This is a genomic window from Vibrio sp. JZG10, assembly GCF_054064075.1.
The window spans coordinates 130828-155167 of record NZ_JBSUGE010000001.1 but is presented as its reverse complement, the minus strand read 5'-3'; the positions used below and the strand labels follow the sequence as shown (position 1 = coordinate 155167).

The window sequence follows — 24340 nt, the reverse complement described above, 5'->3', positions numbered from 1 at the left end:
TGAGCCTGACTGTTAAATCAGCTTCTGTCGCAACGTACGCTGATAAGTTAAATTTGTCCGTTAAGCTTGCGTAAGTTCGCTACCACGTTAGAAAGTTGCTGTTTGCTGTTGTCTAGGTCGGCATCAGCAAGGTTCTGTTGGGCTTCTTGCAGTACTAGCGAAGCGATATTTGCACATGTATCAACGGTGTCTAAAGATTTTTCTGTTAGCACGACTAACTTACTTCGACTATCCGTTGGCGAAGGTTTCCTCTCTGTCCAACCGCGCTTTTCAAGCCCATCAATTGATCGACTGACGCTCGATTTTTCTAAGTACAACAGTTCACAAATCTGACTTTGAGAAAGGGCACCGTTGTTTCGTAACAGCAACACGACACCCCATTGTTCTGCTGTCATATCAATACCAGCATCTTTGAAACGGGTAGTGAGTAATCGGTTAAACAGACGACTAGCAAGCCCCGTAAGGTGACCGAGAGACTGATGATGGTTGTATTGGGACATGGAAAATTTCACCAAATAACATGAACGAACAATATGGTTGTATACACAACTATATTGGGCGATGTCAAATTCGTTTGAAGAAAATGCTACTAGCTTGTGCTTATCGTTGGGTTGATGTGTCAGATTGAGGTGCTAATGAAAATTGGTGAGGTAGCTTCGAAAACTTCGGCCAGTCAAATGTTTGCGCCTGATGCACCGAGTTGGGGAGCAAGCTTCATTAAAGGTAGGGGAGTTGTAGTCCTCTCTTTATTTATTTAGTTTAAATGTGTTTTTTGTTTACATTATAAATGGTTAGATTTTAATTCTTTTCATTCGAAACACTTTTCTCAAGAAGTTCATGATAAATCAATGAGATTGATCTTTTTGATTGGCAATGATCAAATGTATCTTTACTAAAACTGTACGGTACAGTACAGTTTGTGAAAATCATAAAATGGGTTTCAAACATGAAGAAGAAAGTTATCGCCTTGTCGCTTGTTGTTGGTTCGTTATTTGCTGCTGGCTGTGCCTTATACCAGCCGAATACTGTAATGACGGATAACGCATATGTTCATTCAGACGTTACGGCCATTTCACCTGAGGTTGGGGGGCAAGTAAGCGAAATCTTTGTCAAAGATAACCAGTGGGTAAGAGAAGGAACTCCTTTGTTTGTCATTGATGATGAAGACTTTATTGCCAACCAAGAAATTGCTCGAGCAGCACTAGATGTTGCGAAATCTGAGCTTACTGCAAATCAAATCAAAACGGATATGCAGTTAATGAAAATTGAGCAGGCGAAGCAAGGTATTCGCCGCGCGAGTGCAAATGCCGAACACCAAGCGGCGGAGTTTCAACGTCTTTCTCGTTTGGTACAAAAGCAATCTGTGAGCAAAAATCAGTTTGAAGCACAAAAAACGCGATCTATTGAAGCAAGCAGTAATCTTGAAACCGCTAAATTGGGCTTAGCTGCTGAGCAAAAACAGCTCGACACATTGATGACTGAGAAGTTGCAACTGACAGCACAGCGTAAAAGAGCAGAAGCAAGCTTACGACTGGCTAATATTTCACTGGAAAGAACCACAGTGCGTGCACCATTTGATGGCTATGTGGCAGATAGACAAGTGCAAGTCGGCAAGTTTGTACAACCAGGAATGGGGCTCATCGTGATGGTGCCAGATTATGTTTGGATAGAGGCAAACTTTAAAGAAACACAACTTGAGAACGTTGTGCCTGGGCAAGAGGTTGAAGTGGTATTGGATATGTTTCCAAACCATCCATTGCATGGCCGTGTTTCTTCGATAACCCCGGCGACTGGTGCACAGTTTAGTTTATTGCCACCTCAAAATGCGACAGGCAATTTCGTAAAAGTAGTACAACGTATACCAGTACGTATCGAGCTAGAGATCCCTCAAGAGTTGAGTCAACGAGTCTATCCGGGGTTGTCTGCAGAAGTATCGATCGAGACCGCGGCACAAGGTTAACTGCAATGGAAAAACGTTCACCGCTGCTGATTTTGACGCTTTTTGCGATTGCTGCTTTTGGTATTAACTCCGTGATGTTTACCGAGTTATCGTATGAGATGGCGGCAACGTCAGGCTTATCTGTCGATGAAGTTGCTCTGGTTAAAGTCGGCTTTATGATTACCCAGGTATTAGGTTTTATATTCACACCAATATTGGTGCGTAGATTGGGTACGTTAATGCTCTTACATGCCATTTTATTGGTAGGTCTAGCGAGCAATCTTGTCCTTTACTGGGGCGGACAGCAAGAACTGGTGTTCACTCTGACTTGGCTCTCGAGTGGCTTTTTTATGAGCATGTTAATGGTGGTATTAAACCTTTACTTGCTCCACTTCTTTGAACAGCGTTGGCTACCTGCCATTATCGCTTTAACGCTAGTATTCTCAACCTTGCTATCGATCGGCGCTTACCCTTGGGTAGTGGCCAATATTGTCGAAATCTTTGATTGGTCACTGTTGTGTGTTGTGTCGGCTTGGCTGTACTTCTCTGCCTTGGTAATTGCATGCATCTACAATCCTAAGTCGATTCAAATCGAGGCCGAAGCCAAGTCGGGCTGTTGGTTTTATTTAGTTTTTGCCCTGACAATAAGCCTCGTTGTATTTCTATTGATGAGAGGCAGTTATTACAACTGGTTTGACTCGGAATGGTTTGTTAAAGCCTCTTCGATAGCCGCGGCTCTGACTTTATTAGTGGTGTATTACTTTGTGAAAACCAGTCCTTTAAATACAGCATCAATACAGCTGCATAGTAAGTTGAAAACTAATGTTTTCATGTACAACGCTTTTTTGGCAGGTTTTGCTGTTATGGCGAGCAATGTGTTGTTTACTAGCTTTTTGAAAATGGCGTTGCAGTACAACAACCTTAATGCTGGATATGCCCAATTGCCGGCATTTTATGCCATGTTAGGTGGTATGCTAGTCAGTGTGCTGGTGTATTACTTCCGCCGTCCATTAGCGGATGCAGTCGTCCCGTTTGGTGTGGTGATGATTATACTTTCGGTACATAAGTTTAGTCAGTTACCTAGCTTTGCTGGTACGGAATCTTTGTCCGTTCCGATGATGTTGCGTGGGTTTGGTGTCGGCTTATTGAATGTGTCTGTGACCATTGCAGTCTTGATGTACTTCCAGGTCGGGCAGCGTTTAGAAGGCATCGCCAATTTCTACCTCTTTCGTACCATTGGTGGTGTGATCGCTGGTGCCGTGTTCTCACGGGTAATGCAAAGCCATAGTGCGCAAGCTGCTGGAGAGATTGGCCGAACGCTAGATGATGTGAATCATGCTTTTGGTGCTTATAAAAATGCGTTGAGCAGTACGATTCTGACTCATGGACACTTGCCAAATTCGGCATTAGGAATGAGCCAAATTAGTTCTGTTGTCAAAGAGCAGGCGACCACTCTAGCACTGAGTAATTCATTATTGATGTTTATTATCTCGGTCTTTGCTCTCGCGCCAATCTTAATAATCGGTAAAAAGCTAGCGGCGAAGCGAGAGATTCACTAAGCCATAGAAACAAAAAGGGAGCGATGATGCTCCCTTTTATATTCAGTGAGTTTATCTTTGGTATAGATTTAGGAAGGCGGTGACCGCTTTTTTCGTATGTGCATCTAACTCTTCATCTGTCAGAAAATCGAAGCCAATTAGTGCCATGTTCTGGTAATCAAGTTTAATTAATGCAAGTAGTTGCTCACAAGCGAGGTCGGCATTTTCAACATCGAGTTGTGAGCTGACAGTTTCACTCTTTAAAAAGTCGATGAGGTATTGATGAATGCGATGCGGCCCTGTCTGCCAGAATTGATTTGGTACGGAATCATGTTTGTTGAAGTCAGCCGAAACGATCCGATAAAGTGATAGCATAGGATTGGAGCATACACCTTTTAGGTACTTCTTGGCGAAGTCATTCAATGTTTCTTGTAAAGGCGCCGATTGCTTGTCGGCAAGCTGGAAGACGGACTCTAAGCTGGTTTTGGTATTGTATGCTAAAACTTCAACAAATAACCCTTCTTTGTTCGAAAAATAGCGATATAACGTCTGCTTTGAGCCTCCACAAATCGCGACGATTTGATCGAGTGATGTGTCTTTGTATCCTTGTTTTATAAAAAGGTCAGTGGCAACTTTGATGATTCGAGTTCGTTTCTTTTCGGTAGATATGCGCATAAATAAATCAACCCAAGCAAAAATCCACCTTTGTTGTGGCTGGTGTGGTTTCTTACCGAGCTCTAGGTGGTTTAGAGATGAAAATAAAACTGTCCAGTACAGTACCACTATTGACGTTAGTAAACACGACTTTTCATGAACCAAGTGCTTCATTGAGACAAGCAAAAGTAGGCAAATTCGATATGCTGAAACCTATAGCGAAGGATGACACATTTAAAAATATCATTACGTATAGAAAAGTGATAACCGTTCTTCGTACGATAGCCTTTACTCTCGAAATCATGTTAGTTCAGCGTCTTATCCGACTCCAATGATGCCAACCAACGAAGCACTTCGGCGGTTGCTTCAATAAGATCACTTGGGATGTACTGGTCGACGTTGCCGTCCGCGTATAGTGCGCGAGCAAGAGGGACTTTTTGCATCACAGGCACACCTTCCTCTTTGGCGATTGCGATCATACGTTTGGCTACCGCATCGGTTTCCATCAAGGTGATGACGGGCAGGGGCGTTTCGCCTTTTTTGTAGTACAGACCAACCGCGATATGCGTTGGGTTTGTTACCAACACATTGGAGCGTTTAACATTTTCACGTTGATTGGAGGCCTGTAGCTCTTGGTGTAGCTGACGACGTTTACTTTTGATTTCTGGGCTGCCTTCCATCTCTTTGTATTCGCGCTTCACTTCGTCCTTGCTCATTTTGAGCTTCTTCGTGTGGTCAAACTTTTGGTACGCAAAATCAGCTGCAGCGATGACGATGAAGCCTACCGAAGAGATAATCATTAATTGTTTAATCATGACACCAGTAATGGTCGGGACACATTCTAGCCCGCAAGTTGGAATTTGCATCAAAGCGTTGATGTTACCGCGTAAGGTCACCCAGATAATGCAGGAAAGAAGAGAGACTTTAAGGATCGACTTGATAAACTCAATCACACTCTTAAGCGAAAAAATGCGTTTGGCACCTTCGACGGGATTGATCTTTTTGATATCTGGTTTAACGGATTCACCACTAAATAGGAAGCCGAACTGCCCCATATTGGAAAAGATGGCGACGAGTGCAGCAACCAGAATAATCGGGGCGAGTAGATAGGCAATTTCTTTTGCGATGGCAATAGCGACATCGACTAGCGCATCTTGGAAGCCCTGATAAGCAAGCTTACTTGGTAGGAGAATAAGCGCTGAGATGTGCGACATGTAATAATCGGCGAACGCAAACAGTACAATTATGAGCGCCAAAATTAATGCAGACGATACGATTTCTTGGCTTTTGGCTACCTGACCTTTCTGCCGGGCATCGCGTAACTTTTTTGCGGTGGGTTGCTCTGTTTTTTCTGCACTCATAAAGAATCCTAAGCGTTATTGCCAAATGGTATTGAGTTGTTCTGCGAATCTGGTAATGCCGTAAAACTGTACTTCAAAGTGATCCATCATTAACCCGAGATACACGATCAGTAAAACACTCGCGATGGCACTTTTTATTGGCATGGCAAGGAAAAAAACATTCAATTGCGGTGCAAAACGACTGATAAGAGCCAGACCAAACTCAGCAAGAAACATTGCCAACACTAATGGGGCAGACATCAGCACACCAAGCCACATGAGTTGTTCAAACTGTGCGTAGAAGAAGCTTACCCATGCATCGCTAACGGTTGGGAAAAAGTCCACGATCGGCCAAGATGTGTAGCTTTTGAATAACGCATAGATAAAAGTGACAAAGCCCCCGCCAGAGAAGAACAGGGTAATCAACGTTTGGGTCAGCAACACTGCGGTTGGCGTCGATTGCGAGCCTAGCGTTGGGTTAAACATACTTGCCATGGCAGCACCACGTTGGTTGTCGACCAGAAAGCCAGCCGCTTCTATTGCCCAAAAGGGGATAGCAGTAACAAACCCGATCAATAGCCCAATTAATACCTCCTTACCCAAAATCACTATCAGCCAAATACCGTCGGTTTCTGCGGGCAAGCTTTGCTGATTAATCATCGGAAATATAAACAGTGCGAGTGAGCAAAGCACACCATTTCTCACCATGGTGCCGCCTAGCATTTGCTTGCTCAAAATAGGCAAAAAGATGAAGCATGCCATTAACCGAGGTAACGTCAGGCTATACAAAAATAAAGCCTGGTGTAAGTCGTGATAACTCATCGTATTTGAGGAATTTTATCCATGGCAAGCGAGGCGAAGGCGTGGAGCTCTGCCCCTAGCCACTGCGTTGTGACGAACAGCGTAATAATGACCGCGATAAGCTTGACCACAAAGCCTAACGTTTGTTCTTGGACCTGAGTTAACGCCTGAATAAGCGACACCAATGTACCAACCAACGCTGCGACTAAAATCGGCGGTAACGACAAGTACAAAACTAGGGTTAATGCTTGAGTCGTGAAATGAATGATTTCAGCAGAATGCATACTTTCTCCGTGATTAACCGTAACTCAGTACTAAGCCGTGAGTGAGTTTCGTCCAGCCGTCAAGCAAGACAAAAAGCAACAATTTGAAAGGGAGAGAGATGGTCATTGGTGATACCATCATCATGCCCATAGCGAGCAAGATATTCGAAACAATTAAGTCGATAGCGATGAACGGCAAGTACAATAGAAAGCCAATCTCAAAAGCACGGGTAAGCTCACTGACCGTAAACGCTGGTAGTAAAAGCAATAAACTGTCCGACTCTAAACGGTCCACGTACTTTTGCGGCCATAATGTGCGCGCAGCATCGGTAAAGAATATGGCTTCGGTTTCCCGAATATGCTTTTTCAAAAACTCTCGATAAGGCTGTAAACCGCTTTCAATGAGGCCTTCCACACTTGCAGAGTCTTCAAGAGAAATATCATGCTGCTTCACGTAGTCATAGGTTTCAAACCCGACGGGAGCCATGATGAAAATAGACAAAATGATCGCCAAGCCATACAGTGCCATATTCGGTGGAATTTGCTGTACACCGAGAGCGTTACGCAGCAGCGAGAATACAACGGCGAGTTTTACAAACGACGTCGCCATCATCGCGATAAATGGGATCAATGCCAGCAGTGCTAAGCTGACAATGAGATTGAGCTCGTCAGGTAACTGGATCATGCTGGCTCCTGTGTGCCACCAAACAGTTCCAGTACGCGCACACCTAAATGCTCATTAACATTAACCAGTTCACACTCACCGACGATTTTGCCGTTGGCACGCAATGTTACCGGCTTAGATACAGGTTGGTTTAGCTCGAATACGTACCCAGGCTGAAGCTGGTTAAGCTGTTCTAGAGTGATGGTTTGATGGCCGATATCAAACGTGAGTTCCACGGGCAGCTGCTGGTGGTCGGTTAACATTTCTGAAGTGTTTACGTCATTCATATTGGTTTCTTTTTCAATAATGTGAAGAATTTGGTCATCCAGTTGGCAGCGCCAGAGATTCTGGTTAGATACTTGAAAAATGGCTTGTTGTTGGGCGATATAACAATCGTCAAAAAAGATCACATCTCCCAGTTCGAGCGAATTAAATTCGCTTAACATTAAATGGGTCTTTCCAAGGCTTAACCACAAAGGTAAAGCGAGATGTCGCGCCTGAAGAGAAGCGCTGTTTGGTAGTGCATCCAACAACACGTTTGCTCCTTCGCTAACCCACAAACAAAGAGAGCCGTTAGGTTTATTGAGGGTTAACATCAAGGTATGCTCTTGAACTTGGCTCGACTCTAACGGTTGTAACTGGCTAAGAATGGGCAACTGACCAAATAGTGCTTTGAATGCCTCACTATGCGGTTCAATCTGAGAACTCAAAAGTGCTAACTGGAGCGAGTTGGGCAGTGACTCAAACGCAGTAGCATTCAGAGTAGACTCAAGCCATTTCTGGAGTTGCGCACGACAAAAATCCACTTGGATCGTTTGCCCTCCAATCAACGTGGTTAAACGGAATCCTTCAAATGAAGGGATTTGAGAAACAGTAATCGATACGCTCTGACTATCAGCCCCTTGGAAATGGCATTGCTTTGCACAAAGTTGATTACTGAGCGCAATACTGTCTGAATCGACTTTGGGTATCGTTAACGGCGTCATAGGTCATTCTCCGCTTGCCATTCTTCATACACGCTACGTTTCTGGCGTGAGTGTTGTTGTTCATGTTGTTGTTGATCGAGCTGTTGAGTTTGTTCGCTGATCGCTAGACGAAGTGGCTGATCACCGCCAAATCGGTTTAGGCGTTCGGCAAGATCTTGTCTAGCTTGCTGGCTAATAATGGAAAGGGCATGCTCTTGTCGAATCGTCACGCTATAACCTTGTGCGTCCAACTTGATGTGGATTTCGCCACCTTTTAATTGTCCTTCACTCAGAAACAGCCGAACCTCTTTGTTGTCCGATGCGGTTGGCAGCGAAACATAGATTTTGTCCACCAATTGTTGGAGTAACGTGTTTACTTCTCGAGCAGGGGCCGGCTGAGCCTGTGAAGCGACACTCTTTAAAATGACATCGCCTTGTGTTGCCGCGCTCGCAAGGTGTTGAGGATCTGCTTTTTCGTCATCCGCTTTACCGGACAGTGTTGCGCTTTTCGTCTCGATTTTCTCAAGCGATTTAGTTTCAGAACGACTATCGGTTTTGTCTGTTAGTTTGCCTGTGTCTTGTAGTCGCTGAGTTGCACGCTTATTGTGTGTCGTTTCGGTTTGTTTCGTCGTGAAGTTAGCATGGTTAATTGCATCTTGAGCGAGCGATTTCCCTACGGCCTTTTTAGGTAGAGAACCGTCGAGAGAAGCTTGTGCTTGAGAATGGGGGCCAACGCGCTCAATCGAGGATGAGCTTGGAGCCTGATCGCTCTCAAGTTTCTTATCTTTCTCATGCAATTTACTGTTTTCAATCAGGCTTTCTTCTCGATTTAGTGAAGAGCTTTCGTGCTTCTCTACATTATTTTTTGTCACAGTGTCACTTTTGTCTTTTAATGTAGCGGTATTTCTATAAGTGCTGGCTTCTTGGTTAGAAAGTTTCGATTGTTTGTCTAGGCTTTGAGATGCTTCATGTCTTAACGGGAGGCTCTCGTCTCTGCTCTGAGTGTCTTTTTTGCTCGCAACGGTAGATTCTTCTTCCTTGCTAGGTTTCTCCGTCATTGCACGCTCGAACTGTGATTGAAGCTCAACCTCTCGTTCCAGGGGCTTTTTTTCTGGCGTTGATTTGTACAGCGTATTCGGTGTTTCTTCTGTTGGAGTAATGCGCATAATGAACCTTTAGATAATATCGACAGTGCGAAACTCTTCTTGTTCGAGTTCTTCTTGGTATTGTCTTTCTCGCGACTGTTCCGCGAGTTCTTGTTGTTGCAACTGAACGAATTTTTCTTTGGTTTTATGGGCTTGCCGTGCCTCTTTTTGTTTTTCTTTAAGTACCGAGCGTTCGTGCTCAAGCGCTTTTTTTGCTTCGGCAACGCGCTGTTTAAGCTCGGCTTCTCGCTCTCTCAACAACGCGATTTCTTGTCTCAATGTTTCCAACTCTTTGAGAACGAGTGTGTGTTGCTTTGCTTTGGCAAAACGTCGTTCTTCTTCTTCCTGACGCCAAACGTGATAGTCCGCTACGGAACGTTCGGCCTTTTGAAGCTGTGCTGCCGAATTTGATACTCGGTATTCTTGGCGCTTAACGGCTTTATCCGCACGTTCAGCTCGAATTTGTTTGATTTCTAATAACCGTTCGATCATTGGTTCGCCATCCCTTTTAGTTGAGCGATAGCACCATCAAGATCACTTGGCTCATGCGTTCCTTGACGTAAAAAGGCGCGTATATCATCACTTTGTGCAATCGCCATATCTGCTCGGCTATCTGCCCCATGCTGGTACTCGCCAATTTTTATCAGTAGCTCAACTTCTTCGTACTTGGCTAACATTTCGCGAAGGTGAGCAGCAGACGCCTGATGATCAGGTTCAACGATTTGATTCATCACGCGGCTTGCTGATCGGAGTACATCAATGGCGGGATAATGGTTCATTGCCGCAAGCTTGCGCGAGAGAATGATGTGCCCATCTAAAATGGAGCGAGTTTCATCGGCGACAGGCTCTGTCATGTCGTCACCTTCCACTAACACGGTGTACAGCGCTGTAATTGACCCTTTGTCAGATTGACCGGCTCGTTCCATCAGCTTTGGCAAAGCGGCAAAAACGGAAGGCGGATAGCCGCGTCGTGTTGGTGGCTCGCCTGCGGCTAGGCCAATTTCTCTCTGTGCGCGGGCGAAACGCGTTACAGAATCCATCAGCAGTAACACGCGTTTACCTTGGTCACGAAAATATTCAGCAATAGAGGTGGCAACAAAAGCGGCTTTGGCACGCTCCATGGCTGGGCGATCGGATGTCGCGACCACTAAAACCGACTTAGCCATTCCTTCTTCGCCCAAGTCATGCTCAATAAACTCTCGTACTTCGCGTCCGCGTTCACCAATCAAGGCGAGAACGGTCACGTCAACGTCTGCGGAGCGAATCAATTTTGCCAGTAGGGTACTTTTACCACCGCCGGCCGCTGCAAAAATGCCCATGCGCTGACCTTCACCACAGGTCAGTAGTCCATCAATGGATCGAACCCCAAGAGAGATTGGCTTTTCAATCAGTTTACGTTGCATTGGTGGCGGTGCATCGCGATAAACCGGATACCAAGCACTTGGTTCCTGGCTTTGCGTACCATCGAAAGGACGCCCAAGTCCGTCAAGCGTTGTACCTAACAGGTGATCGCCAACGCCGACCTCATGCATTTTTCCCATTGGGCTAACTTCTGTATTTGAGGAAATCCCAAACATATTTCCTAACGGTGTGAGCAGAGCGTGATGCTGTTGAAAGCCAACGACTTCCGCTAATAAAGACAGAGTTTGATCAGGATTACGCAACTCACACAGCTCACCAACACGAACGCCGGGGACAACGGCCTTGATGATGGTGCCGGTTACTTGCGTAACGCGCCCGCGAATTTGGATCAGACGAGTTTGCCTGATCGCAGATTGTTGGATATCAGTGATGTATGAGAAATCGTTCAAGGTAAAAATATGCGCAATGATTGATGTTGGGAGGATAGAAAGGATGAGGGGGTATTTATAGTGAATATCAGTCGGGAGTTTTTAGAAAACTGAAAACGCACTAAAAAAACACGTCTGATTTTGACAGCTTCGAGAAAGCGCACTTCCTATAATTCGCCTGTATTGTACGGAAGGAGTGCAAGTGAATGAGTATTATCAACAATCATATCGCAACAAACCCGAAGTTTGATGCGTCTATCCAAAACGGGTTGGAATCGTCTCGTACCGACGCTTCACGAAAAGGCAATTACCGCGGTGAAACGGTCCGTGTTCACAATGCCACACAATCACTTTTTGATGCGATGGAAGAGCTCACTTCACTCGGTTCCGAAAAAGCAGAAAAAGATTTGACCAAGCGTAAAGTGAAAGACAGTGGCGTTCGAGTTAATGAAGCGCACGAACTCGTTTCTGACTATCTGCGAAAAGTCCCTGATCTTGAAAAGAACCAAAAGATCAAAGATCTGGCTGCAAAAATGGCGGGAGGAAATATCTCGACCATTGCTCAATTGCAAGCTTATTTGAATGGGTTTTCCGAGGAGAAAAGCCATCAATACCTTGCGTTAAAAGCCGTTAAAAAGTTTTTGAGTGCGAGCCCAGAAAGTAAACATCTACTGGCGCTGATTGATCAAGCGATTCTGAGAATCGAGCAAAACCCAGACTCTTGGGCTCAAATTGATACGGAAATTCGCGTCTCAAACTTTGCTGATGAGTACAGCCAAGAGCAAGAGTTTAGCTCATTACACCAGCTGCGCGGTTTCTATCGCGATACCGTTCATAGTTATCAAGGGCTCGGAGCCGCTTATCAAGACGTAGTGGCGCGCTTTGGTGAGCAGGAGGTATCGACCGCTGTTGACTTTATGCTGCAAGGCATGAGTGCAGATCTTAGTGTTCAAGGCAGCAGTATCGACTCGGTCAAGTTGCAGTGGTTGATGTCCGATATGCAAAAACTCAAAACTCTGAATACGTTGCAAGATCGCGTGAGTCAGTTGTTCCAAATGTTTAAACCGGAAAGGACGAGTTATGGCTTATCAAGTTTCTAATTTGATGGCTGATGTGATTGCGTTGGTAGAGCAGCGATGGGTAAGCAGTGATGAGATTTGGAAAGTCGCTAACGCAATGGAATTGACGGCGGTACAACAAAAAATCGATTTTTTTCGAGAGTTCCACAAGTTAGTCCGCGCAATCCCAATTGACGTATTCGCCGATGAAGAACAACGACAGAATTTAATACAAGCGGTACAAAAGGCGCTAGACGAAGCCATTGATATAGAAGAAGAGGAAGCGTGGGAAGATGAGTTGGATTGATGCATCCGTCAATGAATTTTGCCGAGGAATGGGGCTTGATGCCGTCGATTTCTCATCAGCTGGACGGGTGCAGCTGGATTTTGAGCAAAGCGGTACACTACATATTGAGCGACACGGAGAACAGCTATTCTTGATGTTGTCTCAAGCGTTATCTTGGCATCAAACCAGTGACATCATTCAAAGCGCCCTCAGTTTGTGTCATGCCGATCAAGGCTGGCCTTTCGAAATTAAAACTGGTTTGTTAGATGAGCAAACTTTGGTTTTTTCCGCGAGGTTAAACGGAGAAGAGGTCACGCTTCCGACTTTAGAACAAGCGTTTACGCTTTTGGTTCGTCTACATAACGATGTGGCAAGCTCATGACTCGAGTAAGCACTTTAAACGTAGGCATAGAAGCCTTCACGCATGTTACGCATAGTGAGGTTAAGGCCGATTTCCCTGAGCGGTTTCAATTACTTCCTGATGGGCAGGCGGTCGCTACGCATTTAGAGAAGCTCTATGACCTCAGGCCTTCAGACCAATACCTAATCGCGTTAACCAAGCCAAAATTGTTGCACTCAGAATTGTTGCGTCCAGAAAAGTACCGCCAACAGTTCGATGAAACGTTGGCTCAGTTGCAAGTTCTTGCACAGGATTCAGGCTCCGCTTCTTTTATCAAAGCATCCGAAACGCTACAAAGTACGCAACTTGATCAGCGTTACCTCACTATGGCGCTCAATCTCCTTATCCAGGTCTAACCAACATGTTGAGATCCAAAGACATTGAACTGTTGCTTGTTCACGCTGCACTACAAGTTCAATACCAAAAGCCAGAGCATGCCATCTCTATTCTCGACGCGGTTTTAGAGATAGACCCGCAACACAAAGAGGCGATGCAAACGCTCGCCGTGGCGTGTTTACAAAGTGGTCGATATGCCCGTGCTGTTGAGGTATGTGAGCACTTATTAAAATCCGACCTTAAACCTGATTCGGCAGGACTCTGGTTTTGCTTAAGCCAAGCTCGTTGGAAACAAAATGACGTCGATGGGGCACGCCAAGCGCACCGACGCTATCTGCAATCTTTAAATAGTGAACCACATGAATAAGTTGATCGATATTTTAAACAAGGTAGGGCAACGTAAAGACATTATGCTTGCCGTGATGTTGCTCGCGATCGTCTTTATGATGATATTGCCACTGCCTACCGCGCTGGTGGATGTGCTGATTGGCACCAACATGAGCATTGCGGTGGTGCTGCTTATGTTAGCGATTTACATCACCACGCCGCTTGAGTTCTCTGCGTTTCCTGCGGTGCTACTGATCACGACATTGTTTCGTCTGTCTTTATCTATCACGACAACCCGTTTGATCTTGCTGCAAGGCGATGCTGGTCAAATCGTTTATACATTCGGTAACTTCGTTGTGGGCGGTAACTTGGTGGTCGGTATCGTTGTGTTTCTGATCATTACCATTGTTCAGTTTATGGTGATCACCAAAGGCTCTGAGAGGGTAGCAGAAGTTAGTGCGCGCTTCTCACTCGATGCGATGCCTGGTAAGCAGATGAGTATTGACGGTGACATGCGTGCCGGAGTGATTGACGTACACGAAGCTAGGCACCGACGATCACTGATTGAAAAAGAAAGCCAAATGTATGGCTCGATGGATGGCGCGATGAAGTTCGTTAAAGGCGACTCCATTGCTGGTTTGGTCATCATTGTGGTCAACATCTTAGGTGGCGTCACGATCGGGGTAACGCAAAAAGGCATGAGTGCTTCTGAAGCGCTTGAGTTGTTTGCGATTTTGACCGTTGGCGATGGTTTGGTGTCGCAAATTCCGGCTCTGTTTATCGCGATTACGGCCGGTATTATCGTGACGCGTGTTTCTCATGAAGACTCTTCTGATCTTGGTTCGGATATTGGTGGGCAGGTCATTGCTCAGCCACGTGCGCTTCTTATTGGCGGTGTGCTTTTGGTGCTGTTCGCACTGATTCCTGGTTTTCCAAAAATTACTTTTCTGGTCTTGGCCACAGTGGTTGGTGGTGGTGGTTTCTTCCTTTTCTATCAACAGAAAAAACAGGCGGAATCAGATAGTACCGACTTATCAAGCTTTGTTTCGCAAGGGGCGGGTTCACCAGCAGCGAAGCCAAGCAAACCAACCCCATCTAGAAACAGTAAAGGCAAGTTAGGTGAGCAAGAAGAGTTTGCCATGACGGTCCCACTCTTGATCGATCTTGACTCGAGCCTTCAGGAAAGCTTGGAAGCGGTCGCATTGAATGAAGAGCTAGCAAGGGTTAGGCGCGCACTATATCTAGACCTCGGCGTGCCTTTCCCGGGTATCCACCTGCGTTTTAACGAGGGGATGCAAAATGGCGAATATTTAATTCAGTTACAAGAAGTTCCGGTTGCACGAGGACGAATTGTAAAAGACCAACTCTTGGTGACAGAAGGGAATGAGCAGATCGACTTATTAGGCGTGCCTTATGAGCAAGATGAAGATTTTCTACCCGGTATTTCTAGCATTTGGGTGGCACAAAGTTACGAGCAAAAACTCACCACTAGCCATGTCGGCTTTCTCACACCCGACAGGATTTTAACGTACCACTTGTCTCATGTTCTCAAGGAGTACGCACAAGACTTTATTGGTATTCAGGAGACGCGTTATCTGTTGGAGCAGATGGAAGGCAGTTATTCGGAGCTTGTTAAAGAGGCTCAACGCATTGTCCCGTTACAAAAAATGACGGAAATCTTGCAACGCTTGGTTTCTGAAGATATTTCCATCCGAAACCTTCGCGTGATCTTGGAAGCCATGGTTGAGTGGGGCCAAAAAGAGAAAGATGTTGTACAGCTGACTGAGTACATTCGTTCCAGCTTAAAACGTTACATTTGCTACAAATACGCGAGCGGACAAAACATGTTGCCCGCTTACTTATTGGATCAAAGCCTCGAAGACACAATACGCAGCGGTATTCGTCAAACCTCAGCAGGGAGTTACTTGGCGTTAGACCCGTCAGTAACGCAACAATTTGTCAGTGATGTGAAACAGACCGTTGGTGACTTAAGCCGTATGCCGAATAAGCCTGTGTTAGTTGTGTCTATGGATGTACGCCGATATGTGCGAAAGCTTATTGAATCGGAATACTACGATCTGCCCGTTTTGTCATTTCAAGAACTAACCCAGCAAATCAATATTCAGCCACTTGGAAGGGTGGGGATGTAATGAAAACAAAACTAATACTCTCGCTTGCGCAAGCGGGGATCGAAGTGACGCCATACTTTTGGCAAAAAAGTGAAATTCAACTTGGTTATCGAATTGAAGTTGAGGGCTTAGAGCTCGTTTTTCGGGTGGAGGACGGTGAAATCATCATCGTTCTTCTGAAACGCGTTCGTCCAAAATTGGGGTTGAGTAACCCCTTTGCCGGCTTATTTCTCTTGGCTGAACATGCCATTCAACTTTATCCCTCCGATTGGGTCATTCGCGGCAACGTCGATGTGTTACGTGGTAGCAACATGAGCAGCCAGCGATTGGCACAGTTCTATCTAAAAGCATGCGGTGCAAGCCATGATGAGCTAGAAGACTGGTACTGTTTACGCCTAGCAGATTATAGACCTTTGAAAAAGTTGAAAAAGTAAAAACTCACGACTGTTACTGACAGCACAGATGAGATGACCCGCTTTAAGATAGGAATCAAGATGAAGCAACCGTTTACCGATGCGATTGAGAACGCTGAGCTCGCCATTAGAAAAGCTGAAGACAGAACCGATATTTTTAACGAGCTATTGGAAGGCTTAGGTGTTGGTCCTGTTGCGGGTGATGTTTTACTTGGCGGCATAAAAGCGCCAGTAGATACCATGAAACGTGCAGAGCAAGAGCTAATAGACGAAGTCCAGCGCCGCCGGCAACAACAAAATCAACTACAAGGTACGTCAGGTAAACGCAGAAAGCGTCCCACAGTGATGCGCGGCATGATGATTTAGAGGTTTGGAAATGACGAATACGACAAAGACTGGCTCTACGACAGGAGCAACAGACACAGCTGCGAGTAGTGCACCATTACCCACTTTCCAACAAAACTTGATAGAGGCATTTACCCCTGTACTGGGTGAAGCAGAGACTCAGCAACTTGCCTCTCTAATCTCTTCATTGCCAACTATCTCGGGACAAACGGAATCACAAAGCATCGCGCTTTATGTTGATACACTTGAAAACCTAAAAGCGAAAAATAACGCGTTTGCTGGTATATCATTGACCGACACCGCATCGGTTTGGATAAAGTCGCTACAAAGTGCTAACTCAGATGGCGAATTAACCGCAGCCGAGTTCAATGCTCAAACAAACCAAACGCTATCAAATCAGTTTCAGTCTTGGTTTAGTAAATTCCTGACGGAAAACGTAGATAGCTCGTTATCTACTGAGTTTGTTAGTCAATTTAATTTGGGCACTCAGAGTAACCAAGCGGAGCAGATCGCCAACCTCTCCGAGACAGGTTTGGCTAATGCCACCAAAGAAATTTCTTTTTTTGTTGCAGAGCTTGCTAATCAAATGAGCTCTCGTGAAGTGAGAGATGCTTCTATTTCTTTTCTTCGCAATGCCTTTAGTAGCTTAGGTTCCGTTAATCTCGCGCAACTGAAGAGTTCGGATTTCCTGTTGACTAAAGAGAGTTTCGCTCTTCAAGTCTCAGCTCAATTAAAAAGTAGTTTTCAAGGCATCGGTATTACTTTAAGCACCGATGACGCAAGTGCGCTAGCTAATCGAATCACTTGGACTCCCGGTATTTCTAAACAGCAGCTTAAAGAGGCGCTAAATGAAATGGCCGCTCAAGTGAAAGGCCAATATAGCGCAGCTTATGGGGATGCGGCTGGAACAAACAACCTAAAAGCAGCACTTAACACCGTCATTGGCGGAACCGAGCCTTTGACGCTTTCTAGTCTGTTCGCCAACTTCGCGGTGAGTTTAACAAATATAGAAATCGACGACTTTTACCAGGACAGCGCGATAGCCGATGTCCAAAAGACACAAATAACGTCAGCTCAAGTTACTTTGATCAAAGAAAACACCGAACGAGATATCCGATTACAGTTTGAAAAAATAGTAAAAGGTGAATCTACCGGGGCTTCATTTACTGAGCGATATGAGGCATTGCGCAAGAACTTAGGGGCATTGAAAGAGCGTCTACTCAATATCACCGATAAAGAGAAAGCGGATCGCGAGGTGAGAGCAGAGCACTCATTGACGGCTCGCGATTTGTTGGCCGTTGTTGAATCTAGTATTGGTGATCGTTTTGATGAGCAAGTGCTGCTTGCACTAAATGAGCGTCGTGTTAACCGTTTAGAGAAACGTAATCAGCAAAAAGAGGAGCTTCAATCTTTTACAGCGAGGCTAAAAATCTTTGGTGAAGTGCAGTCTTTGGTTCATAGCAAACAAAGCGGAGGCGGTACATATGGTGAAAGTTATAACCCTAAAGATTATACCTTTGACTATAGCAGTTTTAACTACAGTTCAAGAGAAGAGTTCTACAAATCACCTGAGTTAAAACATCTAGCGGAAGTTTTCCGTAGTGATAAAGGGTGGGGATACCCTGGACCAGGTAAGACTCTAAGACTGAACAACAGTTACATCGATTTTGATGCAATACGCAGAGACAACGTTGATACCGATAGTGTCTACAAGAGTGCCGACACTTATGGGGTAGAGTTTGTTTTTACCAAAGAAAACATTGAGAAATATATTAAGCCCGAATACCAAGCTCTTGATGGTGGAGTAAATCCCGCTCCTGAAGATGTAAGGGTCACTCACCTTATGTTTTTAAAGTATGAAGGTGTCGATGTAAAAGATCAGAGCTATCAAGATGGTGAAAAGGTTAAAAAACTATCTAACTTTTCCAGTTCGGTCAGTGACAAATCCAAACTACTCAACGACGAAGTTCAAATCAAAACGACAGAGCTAAATGATACAAGCTCCCAATACAACTCGACCGTTGAAGCAATGAACAAGTTTGTTCAGAAGTACCACAGTATTTTACAAGAAATCCTACGAGCCATTTAAGGATAACCAACCATGACTAAAACAAATGCGACCGATCCATCCCAAATGCAAGCAGAAGAGCTGCTGTCTTTTCTGGAAGAGGGAGGCACGCTAAAAATGTTGCACGATGTGTCTCAGGACACCATCGAACATATTTATGCCGTAGGTTACAACTTTTTCCAATCGGGAAAGATTGAGCAAGCAGCGAAAGTATTTCAATTACTCAGCATGCTTGATCATTATCAGGCGCGATTTTTCATTGGCCTTGGCGCGGCTCGTCAGGAGTTGGGTGAGTATCTGCAGGCAATAGACGCCTACAGCTACGCAGCGCTAGTGGACGTAAATGATCCACGTCCACCTTTTCACTCTGCTGAATGTCACCTGAAACTGGAACAACTGACAGAAGCAGAGAGTGGGTTTTACAGCGCGAAGGAGATGTCTGCCGGAAAATCACAATATGCAGATTTGCATGAGCGTGCAGCCATCATGTTAGAAGCGGTGAGAAATAAAAAGGAGTAATTAGACTATGAGTTCTATTGCACTTGACCGCATCCAGACACAGGTTTATAGCCCTGAATCTGGCCAAGCCACGTTAGATAACGTGCAGAAAACGGCGTCTAAAGCGACGCCTTCTGTGACGGTAGAAAACGTGAAGAGTAAAGATGCAGATGTACTGAACACCGGAAAAGTAAAAGTTCAGTTAGATGCACCTAACGCAGCTGTTAGCGACAAAGTGAATGATTTGACGCTAAAAGCCATGGCACAGCTGCAAAAGATCGTCGATACCATTGCAAAATCTCTCCATGCAGTTGCAGACCAAACATGTTCGATTGCAGTCAAAATCATCGCAGGTTCTGCTGATGATTTTGAAGTAGAGCTTGCTGCTATCACGGATAAACTGAAAAGTGCTCAAAACGAGCTGAAAATTCAGGAAGTGAAGGTCGCAAAAGCTAAGCACGAAAAAGAGATGGTGGAAAACCAAGACAAAATCAAAGAATCGGAAGCCGCTGCAAAAGAAGCCCAAAAATCAGGCTTAGCAGCGAAGATCTTTGGTTGGATCAGTGCGGTGGTTTCTATTGTTGTTGGTGCCGTAATGGTGGCAACGGGTGTTGGTGCAGCAGCTGGTGCTCTTATGATCGCTGGTGGCGTCATGGGAGCAGTGAGCATGGCGCTGCAAGAGCCAGCCGTTCAAGATGCGCTAAAAGAAGCGGGCGTAAATGTCGATGTGCTAAACAAAGTCGTAATGGCATTAGAAATCGCAGTCGCGGTTATCGGAGCTGTTGTGACGTTTGGTGGTGCAGCAGCTGGCGGTATCGCGAAACTTGCAGCAAAAGGTGCTGGTAAGATAGCTCAAAAGGTCACAGAAATCGCTACGAAAGCCGCTGCAAACATGGCGAAAGTTGCGGATATGGGCACAAAAGCTGCGACAACAACAGCGAAAGCGATTCGTTATGGCGCAGAAACCGTCGATCTTGCCGTCAACGTGGGTAAAGGAGCAACGGACAGTGTCCACGCAGCTAACAATGCTCACGTGACAGAGATTCAGGCTGATATCACAGACCTTCGCGCCAAAATGACCTTAAGCCAGGCCGTCATCGACAAGCTTAAAGAAGAAATTGGCAAGTTGATGGAAGATTTCCAAGAGCTGATGAGCGTCATCATGCAAATGATCCAAGCGAAAAGTGAAACCATGCAAACGGTGTTAAGCCGTCCTGCAACGGTATAAGGAGTTTATTATGCTAGATAAAGTAGGCGGAACGGGACGCGGCGAACTGTATGGTTTAGGCGACACTATCAAAACAACCAAAGCAGAAAAAACACCAGAAACAAAGCTTGAAGCAGGCGCCGTTAAAAGCCAAAGTGAGTCAGGTGTTTCTGGTGCAGCACGCTACCAGTTAGAGACGCCTAAAGCTCCTACAGTGAGTAACCAAGCTCAAGTTGTTGCAAACCTAATGAGCGCTCTTGCACCGACGGTGAGCTCATTAATGAGCACAACGATGAAAGCGCTTAACGGTGAGGAGGTGATCAAGTCACCATCAGATGCGGTATCACAATCGTTGACGCTATTAACATTGTTGTATCAAGTATCAAAGCTGAGCCGTGAGCAGCAAGTGCTACAACGTGAAATTGCTGTTGAAGCAAACGTCGCGAGTTTAGAAAGCCAAGCGGCAGAACTAAACAACTCGGCAAGTGCGATGATCGCGATGGCAGTCGTTTCGGGTGTATTAGCGGGTGCTACCGCAATTATTGGTGCCCTTGGTTCTTTCAAAGCAGGGAAAGAAATCAAGAATGAAATGGCGAGCAATAATGTACTGAAAACGCAAAAAGCTGGCTTCGATCAAGCAGAAGAGTTATTGAATAACAATAGCTTGTCTAAAACTCAGCAAGATCAGGTTAAGCGTGCGCACTCACTAGCGAAAGACAATATCGCAGACACGACAGCGCAGCTGACAAGTGGTGGCCGTAAGTTCGATAAGTTGATGAGCTCAAACCAAGCGAAGAACGCTATTCTTCAAGCTTTGGGCCAGATGGCAAACTCAGCATCGAATGTAGAGCAAACCAAAGCGCAAGCGCGCAGCAAAGATGATGAAGTACAAGCGACTCGCGCACAAGCAGCCAAACAGAAAGCCGATGAAAACATTGGTTTCCAAGAAGGTTTATTGAAAGAGCTACGTGACTTGTTCCGTTCTATCTCAGATAGTCAGAACCAAGCGTGGCGAGCGTCAGTCCCAACGGTGTAACCGTCCATCTCATTAACTACAAAGCGTTGTTTATACAACGCTTTTTTTGTTTCAGTTATCTAAGCTAACAACTAGATATTGATACTTACTGAGGAATTGGTTTGTAACACAATATAACGTAGTTAAACATTTACTCTATCCCGCTTCCTTAGTAATCATCAATGATCTGATCATCATGCTAAAAGAGATTTATCTTGCATAGAAGTTGTTGTTTTTGTTGAACTCAGCTCAAAGTTATCACTCCATAGTGGCTTTGTTGCATAAAATTGAGTTAGAGTGTCATTACTACTCACAAAAAGTGTTTTTTGTAGTGGGAGTACTTAAAAGGAAAATATGGCGGTTCGACTGGTGAGTATTTGGGAACAGAATTATATAAAACTCAACTTAATAAGTAGTCGAAGATGGAAGATATCAGTTTAGCATCAGATTTAGTTATTTATCTGACTACGGTTGGAATTTTAGGTATATTCACTTGGGTTTTGTTTGTTATTTATTTGAAATCCAACTGGTTGAAGTATCTTGAAGATACTCTTGATAATGGAGTCCGATACTACACTCTGAATATATTCTTATCAGGTCAAGGTGTCCTACAATATGGCACTGTCTTTCTGAGCAAGTTTCATGCGAAACGGTATAAAATGCTAGAGAAGAGAGATAAAGTTCCAAAGCATATTAAACGATTATTTGTTCTCTCTTTCGTCTTGTTTATTTCAAGTGCCTCATGTCTTTTGTCTGGAGTTATAATTCATCATATTTATATAGAATAAAGGTTGTTTAACAAGATTATTGTAATTGACCTGATTGTTTCTATTTAATAGATAATTTCGAATAGATATGTCTGTCTAAACATTTCATAAATGAAAAATTTTAAAAAGATTTAATTTTCTATGCGATACGGGTTGCGCTTACATCTTATATAGAGCCTTGTATGATGGCAGAATATGCTGATAAAAATGGTGATTGCTAAGCCAATCTGCAAGGATGAGAACTCAAACGTTATCAAATTGTTAACGGTTGCTATACTTAAACGGTCATCAACACAGGTAAAAAGGATGTTCAATGTTTAAGTTTAAGCAAATCGCACTTGCTGCTTCTTTAGCGGCACTCACAACTGGCTTTTCTGCGTCTGCGGAAGAAACGTTTGTCACGATTGGTACTGGTGGCGTAACAGGGGTTTATTATCCGACTGGTGGAGCAATTTGTCGCTTGGTTAACAAATCGCGAGAAGATCACGGTATCCGTTGTTCGGTAGAAAGTACTGGGGGATCGATTTATAACATCAACACTATTCGTGCTGGTGAATTGGATCTCGGTATCGCTCAATCAGACTGGCAGTATCATGCTTACAAAGGAACCAGTAAGTTTAAGGAAAGCGGGCCTTTTAAAGAACTACGCGCCGTATTCTCCGTTCATCCAGAACCGTTCACTGTCGTTGCACGTAAAGACGCGAACATCAAAACTTTTGATGATTTGAAAGGTAAGCGCGTCAACATTGGTAACCCTGGCTCAGGTCAACGAGGCACCATGGAAGTGTTAATGAGCCAGTATGGCTGGAGTAACGATGACTTTAAGCTTGTGTCTGAGTTAAAAGCAGCAGAGCAATCAAAAGCACTTTGTGATAACAAAATTGATGCGATGATTTATACCGTTGGTCACCCAAGTGGAGCGATTAAAGAAGCCACTACGTCGTGTGATAGTAATATCGTAACGGTAGCTGGACCTAATGTAGAAAAATTGGTTGCAGACAATAGCTTCTACCGTGTCGCAAATGTACCGGGTGGTATGTATCGTGGCACAGATAGTGATGTTCAAACCTTTGGTGTGGGTGCGACGTTTGTTTCCTCTACTGCTGTACCAGAAGATGTGGTTTATAACGTGGTTAAAGCGGTATTTGAAAACTTCGATGATTTCCGCCGTCTCCACCCAGCGTTTGCGAACTTGAAGAAAGAGGAAATGGTAAAAGACGGTTTATCTGCGCCTCTTCACCCAGGTGCGCTCAAATACTACAAAGAAGTAGGGCTGATTAAGTAACCGTTACTTTCTCTTCTTATTGATGTAAAACGCCATCTTTCTCGATTAATGCCACTCGTTTAACAGCGAGTGGCATATTTCTATCTCTCGTCATCCTGTACAGCGACGGAGGAGCGTGATACAGGATCTTCTATCCGAGCCCTTTATGGTCAAAATTGTTTCATTAGCCGATCCCTAGTCACGCCAAGGCTCGCTGTAATGACACAAAAACCTCGTTCAGCGATCAGCATTAATCATTCGCGATGGCGTTTTTTATAGGAGTGTTATCTACATGTGCAAGTTTTACTTAAGCATAAACATCAATGAAAAAGTAGATAGTGATGAGAATAGAAGAAAGAGCAACAAACCCTTTAACATGATTGGGATTAAGTTGACGAGATACACGAGCTGCAAGATAACCACCCACCAACGTACCGACCAAAACAACGCTACCTGTGCGCCAGTCAATGGAACCATTCGCAACAAAAATCACGATAGCAATGAGTGAAACACACGTAGATACCAGCAATTTCAAACCGTTCATTAAATTAATGTCTTGGTGACCCGCTACTACCAGATAACTCAGAACAATAACCCCTAAACCTGCGTTGAAAAAGCCACCGTAAGCAGAGACACCAACAAGTAATAGACCCAAAGCGATTGCTCCGAGTATTCCTGCGTGTTTGTGCTCTTTCGCGACAGTTTTGATAAGCATTGTTAAACGAGAACCAGTCAGGAAAAGCACGGTGGCAAACAAGAGTAGCCAAGGAATGGCTTCCAAAAATAGCGATTCTGGTGTGTTGAGCAGCAGATATGCTCCGACAGCGCCACCTACTAAACTGAATGAGACTGTGAACAACAGTTCTTGTTTGTTCTTCATGATCTCTTCTCTGAAGCCAACGGCTCCGCTAATGTACCCCGCACATGAAGCATAAGTATTTGTTGCATTGGCCATAATTGGAGGCACACCAACCGCCAATAGGGCCGGAAAAGTAATAAAGCTTCCGCCTCCCGCAATGGAGTTAATGATCCCACCAACTACGCCGGCAACGAATAAAAGCGCTAGTTCTAAAAGCATAAACAATCCTTGTTATGTTCTTTTTCATTGTTAGAGCTTTAGATGACCCA

27 protein-coding genes are annotated in these 24340 nt (G+C 44.7%); 16 read left to right on the top strand and 11 right to left on the bottom strand.

Going from position 1 to position 24340, the window contains the following annotated elements; all coding sequences use genetic code 11:
- Positions 1–47 precede the first annotated feature (47 nt).
- Positions 48–500 carry a MarR family winged helix-turn-helix transcriptional regulator gene (locus ACWYVB_RS00700; RefSeq protein ID WP_145473964.1) on the bottom strand — a complete coding sequence of 151 codons (453 nt, stop codon included), beginning with the start codon at positions 498–500 and terminating at the stop codon, positions 48–50.
- Between the two features lie 446 nt (positions 501–946).
- Here ACWYVB_RS00700 and ACWYVB_RS00695 point away from each other — a divergent pair, with 446 nt between their 5' ends.
- Positions 947–1960, top strand: a complete 1014-nt coding sequence (locus ACWYVB_RS00695) for an HlyD family secretion protein (RefSeq protein ID WP_457527559.1) — start codon at positions 947–949, stop codon at positions 1958–1960.
- Positions 1961–1965: 5 nt separating this feature from the next.
- Positions 1966–3498, top strand: a complete 1533-nt coding sequence (locus ACWYVB_RS00690; RefSeq protein ID WP_457527557.1) for an MFS transporter — start codon at positions 1966–1968, stop codon at positions 3496–3498.
- A 51-nt stretch (positions 3499–3549) separates the two neighbouring features.
- On the opposite strand, the gene ACWYVB_RS00685 is transcribed toward ACWYVB_RS00690, so the two are convergent.
- From ACWYVB_RS00685 to vscN, 9 genes are all read right to left on the bottom strand, one after another.
- On the bottom strand, positions 3550–4152 hold the full coding sequence (locus tag ACWYVB_RS00685) for a TetR/AcrR family transcriptional regulator (protein WP_457527555.1): 603 nt from the start codon (positions 4150–4152) through the stop codon (positions 3550–3552).
- Between the two features lie 284 nt (positions 4153–4436).
- Positions 4437–5492, bottom strand: coding sequence for a SctU family type III secretion system export apparatus subunit VscU (vscU, locus tag ACWYVB_RS00680; protein ID WP_048626449.1), 1056 nt, complete (start codon positions 5490–5492; stop codon positions 4437–4439).
- A gap of 15 nt (positions 5493–5507) precedes the next feature.
- On the bottom strand, positions 5508–6293 hold the full coding sequence (gene sctT, locus ACWYVB_RS00675) for a type III secretion system export apparatus subunit SctT (protein WP_317410719.1): 786 nt from the start codon (positions 6291–6293) through the stop codon (positions 5508–5510).
- Positions 6290–6556: a SctS family type III secretion system export apparatus subunit VscS gene (vscS, locus tag ACWYVB_RS00670; protein ID WP_005377227.1), complete on the bottom strand. Its 267-nt coding sequence runs from the start codon at positions 6554–6556 to the stop codon at positions 6290–6292. The genes sctT and vscS overlap by 4 nt, the downstream gene beginning before the upstream one ends.
- Before the next feature lie 13 nt (positions 6557–6569).
- Positions 6570–7220 carry a SctR family type III secretion system export apparatus subunit VscR gene (gene vscR / locus ACWYVB_RS00665; protein ID WP_005377232.1) on the bottom strand — a complete coding sequence of 217 codons (651 nt, stop codon included), beginning with the start codon at positions 7218–7220 and terminating at the stop codon, positions 6570–6572.
- Positions 7217–8185, bottom strand: coding sequence for a type III secretion system cytoplasmic ring protein SctQ (gene sctQ / locus ACWYVB_RS00660; protein ID WP_317410720.1), 969 nt, complete (start codon positions 8183–8185; stop codon positions 7217–7219). The genes vscR and sctQ overlap by 4 nt, the downstream gene beginning before the upstream one ends.
- On the bottom strand, positions 8182–9330 hold the full coding sequence (locus ACWYVB_RS00655) for a type III secretion system needle length determinant (RefSeq protein WP_317410721.1): 1149 nt from the start codon (positions 9328–9330) through the stop codon (positions 8182–8184). Before ACWYVB_RS00655 ends, sctQ begins: the two co-directional genes overlap by 4 nt.
- A gap of 9 nt (positions 9331–9339) precedes the next feature.
- Positions 9340–9801 carry a type III secretion protein gene (locus ACWYVB_RS00650; RefSeq protein WP_317410722.1) on the bottom strand — a complete coding sequence of 154 codons (462 nt, stop codon included), beginning with the start codon at positions 9799–9801 and terminating at the stop codon, positions 9340–9342.
- Entirely contained in the window at positions 9798–11120 is a 1323-nt protein-coding gene (gene vscN / locus ACWYVB_RS00645; RefSeq protein ID WP_005395117.1) for a SctN family type III secretion system ATPase VscN, read from the bottom strand. Before vscN ends, ACWYVB_RS00650 begins: the two co-directional genes overlap by 4 nt.
- 185 nt (positions 11121–11305) lie before the next feature.
- Here vscN and sctW point away from each other — a divergent pair, with 185 nt between their 5' ends.
- The 14 genes from sctW (at position 11306) to ACWYVB_RS00575 (ending at position 23233) form a co-directional block, all read left to right on the top strand.
- Positions 11306–12199 (top strand): type III secretion system gatekeeper subunit SctW, encoded by an 894-nt coding sequence (sctW, locus tag ACWYVB_RS00640; protein WP_048626445.1) that lies wholly within the window; start codon positions 11306–11308, stop codon positions 12197–12199.
- On the top strand, positions 12180–12464 hold the full coding sequence (locus ACWYVB_RS00635) for a TyeA family type III secretion system gatekeeper subunit (protein WP_012841775.1): 285 nt from the start codon (positions 12180–12182) through the stop codon (positions 12462–12464). The genes sctW and ACWYVB_RS00635 overlap by 20 nt, the downstream gene beginning before the upstream one ends.
- Entirely contained in the window at positions 12451–12825 is a 375-nt protein-coding gene (gene sycN / locus ACWYVB_RS00630; RefSeq protein ID WP_046874927.1) for a type III secretion chaperone SycN, read from the top strand. The genes ACWYVB_RS00635 and sycN overlap by 14 nt, the downstream gene beginning before the upstream one ends.
- Positions 12822–13199, top strand: coding sequence for a type III secretion system protein VscX (vscX, locus tag ACWYVB_RS00625; RefSeq protein WP_005377246.1), 378 nt, complete (start codon positions 12822–12824; stop codon positions 13197–13199). Before sycN ends, vscX begins: the two co-directional genes overlap by 4 nt.
- A gap of 5 nt (positions 13200–13204) precedes the next feature.
- On the top strand, positions 13205–13546 hold the full coding sequence (gene vscY, locus ACWYVB_RS00620) for a type III secretion system chaperone VscY (RefSeq protein WP_203347192.1): 342 nt from the start codon (positions 13205–13207) through the stop codon (positions 13544–13546).
- Positions 13530–15656 carry a SctV family type III secretion system export apparatus subunit VcrD gene (gene vcrD, locus ACWYVB_RS00615; protein ID WP_457527546.1) on the top strand — a complete coding sequence of 709 codons (2127 nt, stop codon included), beginning with the start codon at positions 13530–13532 and terminating at the stop codon, positions 15654–15656. Before vscY ends, vcrD begins: the two co-directional genes overlap by 17 nt.
- Positions 15656–16069, top strand: a complete 414-nt coding sequence (locus tag ACWYVB_RS00610) for an LcrR family type III secretion system chaperone (protein WP_161445430.1) — start codon at positions 15656–15658, stop codon at positions 16067–16069. Before vcrD ends, ACWYVB_RS00610 begins: the two co-directional genes overlap by 1 nt.
- A 60-nt stretch (positions 16070–16129) precedes the next feature.
- Entirely contained in the window at positions 16130–16414 is a 285-nt protein-coding gene (locus ACWYVB_RS00605; RefSeq protein WP_005395092.1) for an LcrG family type III secretion system chaperone, read from the top strand.
- Positions 16415–16424: 10 nt separating this feature from the next.
- Positions 16425–18482: a virulence-associated V antigen gene (locus ACWYVB_RS00600; RefSeq protein WP_457527544.1), complete on the top strand. Its 2058-nt coding sequence runs from the start codon at positions 16425–16427 to the stop codon at positions 18480–18482.
- Between the two features lie 12 nt (positions 18483–18494).
- Positions 18495–18980, top strand: a complete 486-nt coding sequence (gene vcrH, locus ACWYVB_RS00595) for a SycD/LcrH family type III secretion system chaperone VcrH (RefSeq protein ID WP_457527542.1) — start codon at positions 18495–18497, stop codon at positions 18978–18980.
- 7 nt (positions 18981–18987) lie between these two features.
- Positions 18988–20187 carry a type III secretion system translocon subunit VopB gene (gene vopB / locus ACWYVB_RS00590; protein WP_457527540.1) on the top strand — a complete coding sequence of 400 codons (1200 nt, stop codon included), beginning with the start codon at positions 18988–18990 and terminating at the stop codon, positions 20185–20187.
- A 10-nt stretch (positions 20188–20197) separates the two neighbouring features.
- Positions 20198–21202, top strand: a complete 1005-nt coding sequence (vopD, locus tag ACWYVB_RS00585; protein WP_317345613.1) for a type III secretion system translocon subunit VopD — start codon at positions 20198–20200, stop codon at positions 21200–21202.
- A gap of 401 nt (positions 21203–21603) precedes the next feature.
- Positions 21604–21969, top strand: a complete 366-nt coding sequence (locus tag ACWYVB_RS00580) for a hypothetical protein (RefSeq protein WP_031780445.1) — start codon at positions 21604–21606, stop codon at positions 21967–21969.
- 292 nt (positions 21970–22261) lie between these two features.
- Positions 22262–23233, top strand: a complete 972-nt coding sequence (locus tag ACWYVB_RS00575; protein ID WP_006741544.1) for a TAXI family TRAP transporter solute-binding subunit — start codon at positions 22262–22264, stop codon at positions 23231–23233.
- 286 nt (positions 23234–23519) lie between these two features.
- Here the strand turns inward: ACWYVB_RS00575 and ACWYVB_RS00570 are convergent, their stop codons facing one another.
- Positions 23520–24290 carry a sulfite exporter TauE/SafE family protein gene (locus ACWYVB_RS00570; RefSeq protein WP_005395076.1) on the bottom strand — a complete coding sequence of 257 codons (771 nt, stop codon included), beginning with the start codon at positions 24288–24290 and terminating at the stop codon, positions 23520–23522.
- Positions 24291–24340 lie beyond the last annotated feature (50 nt).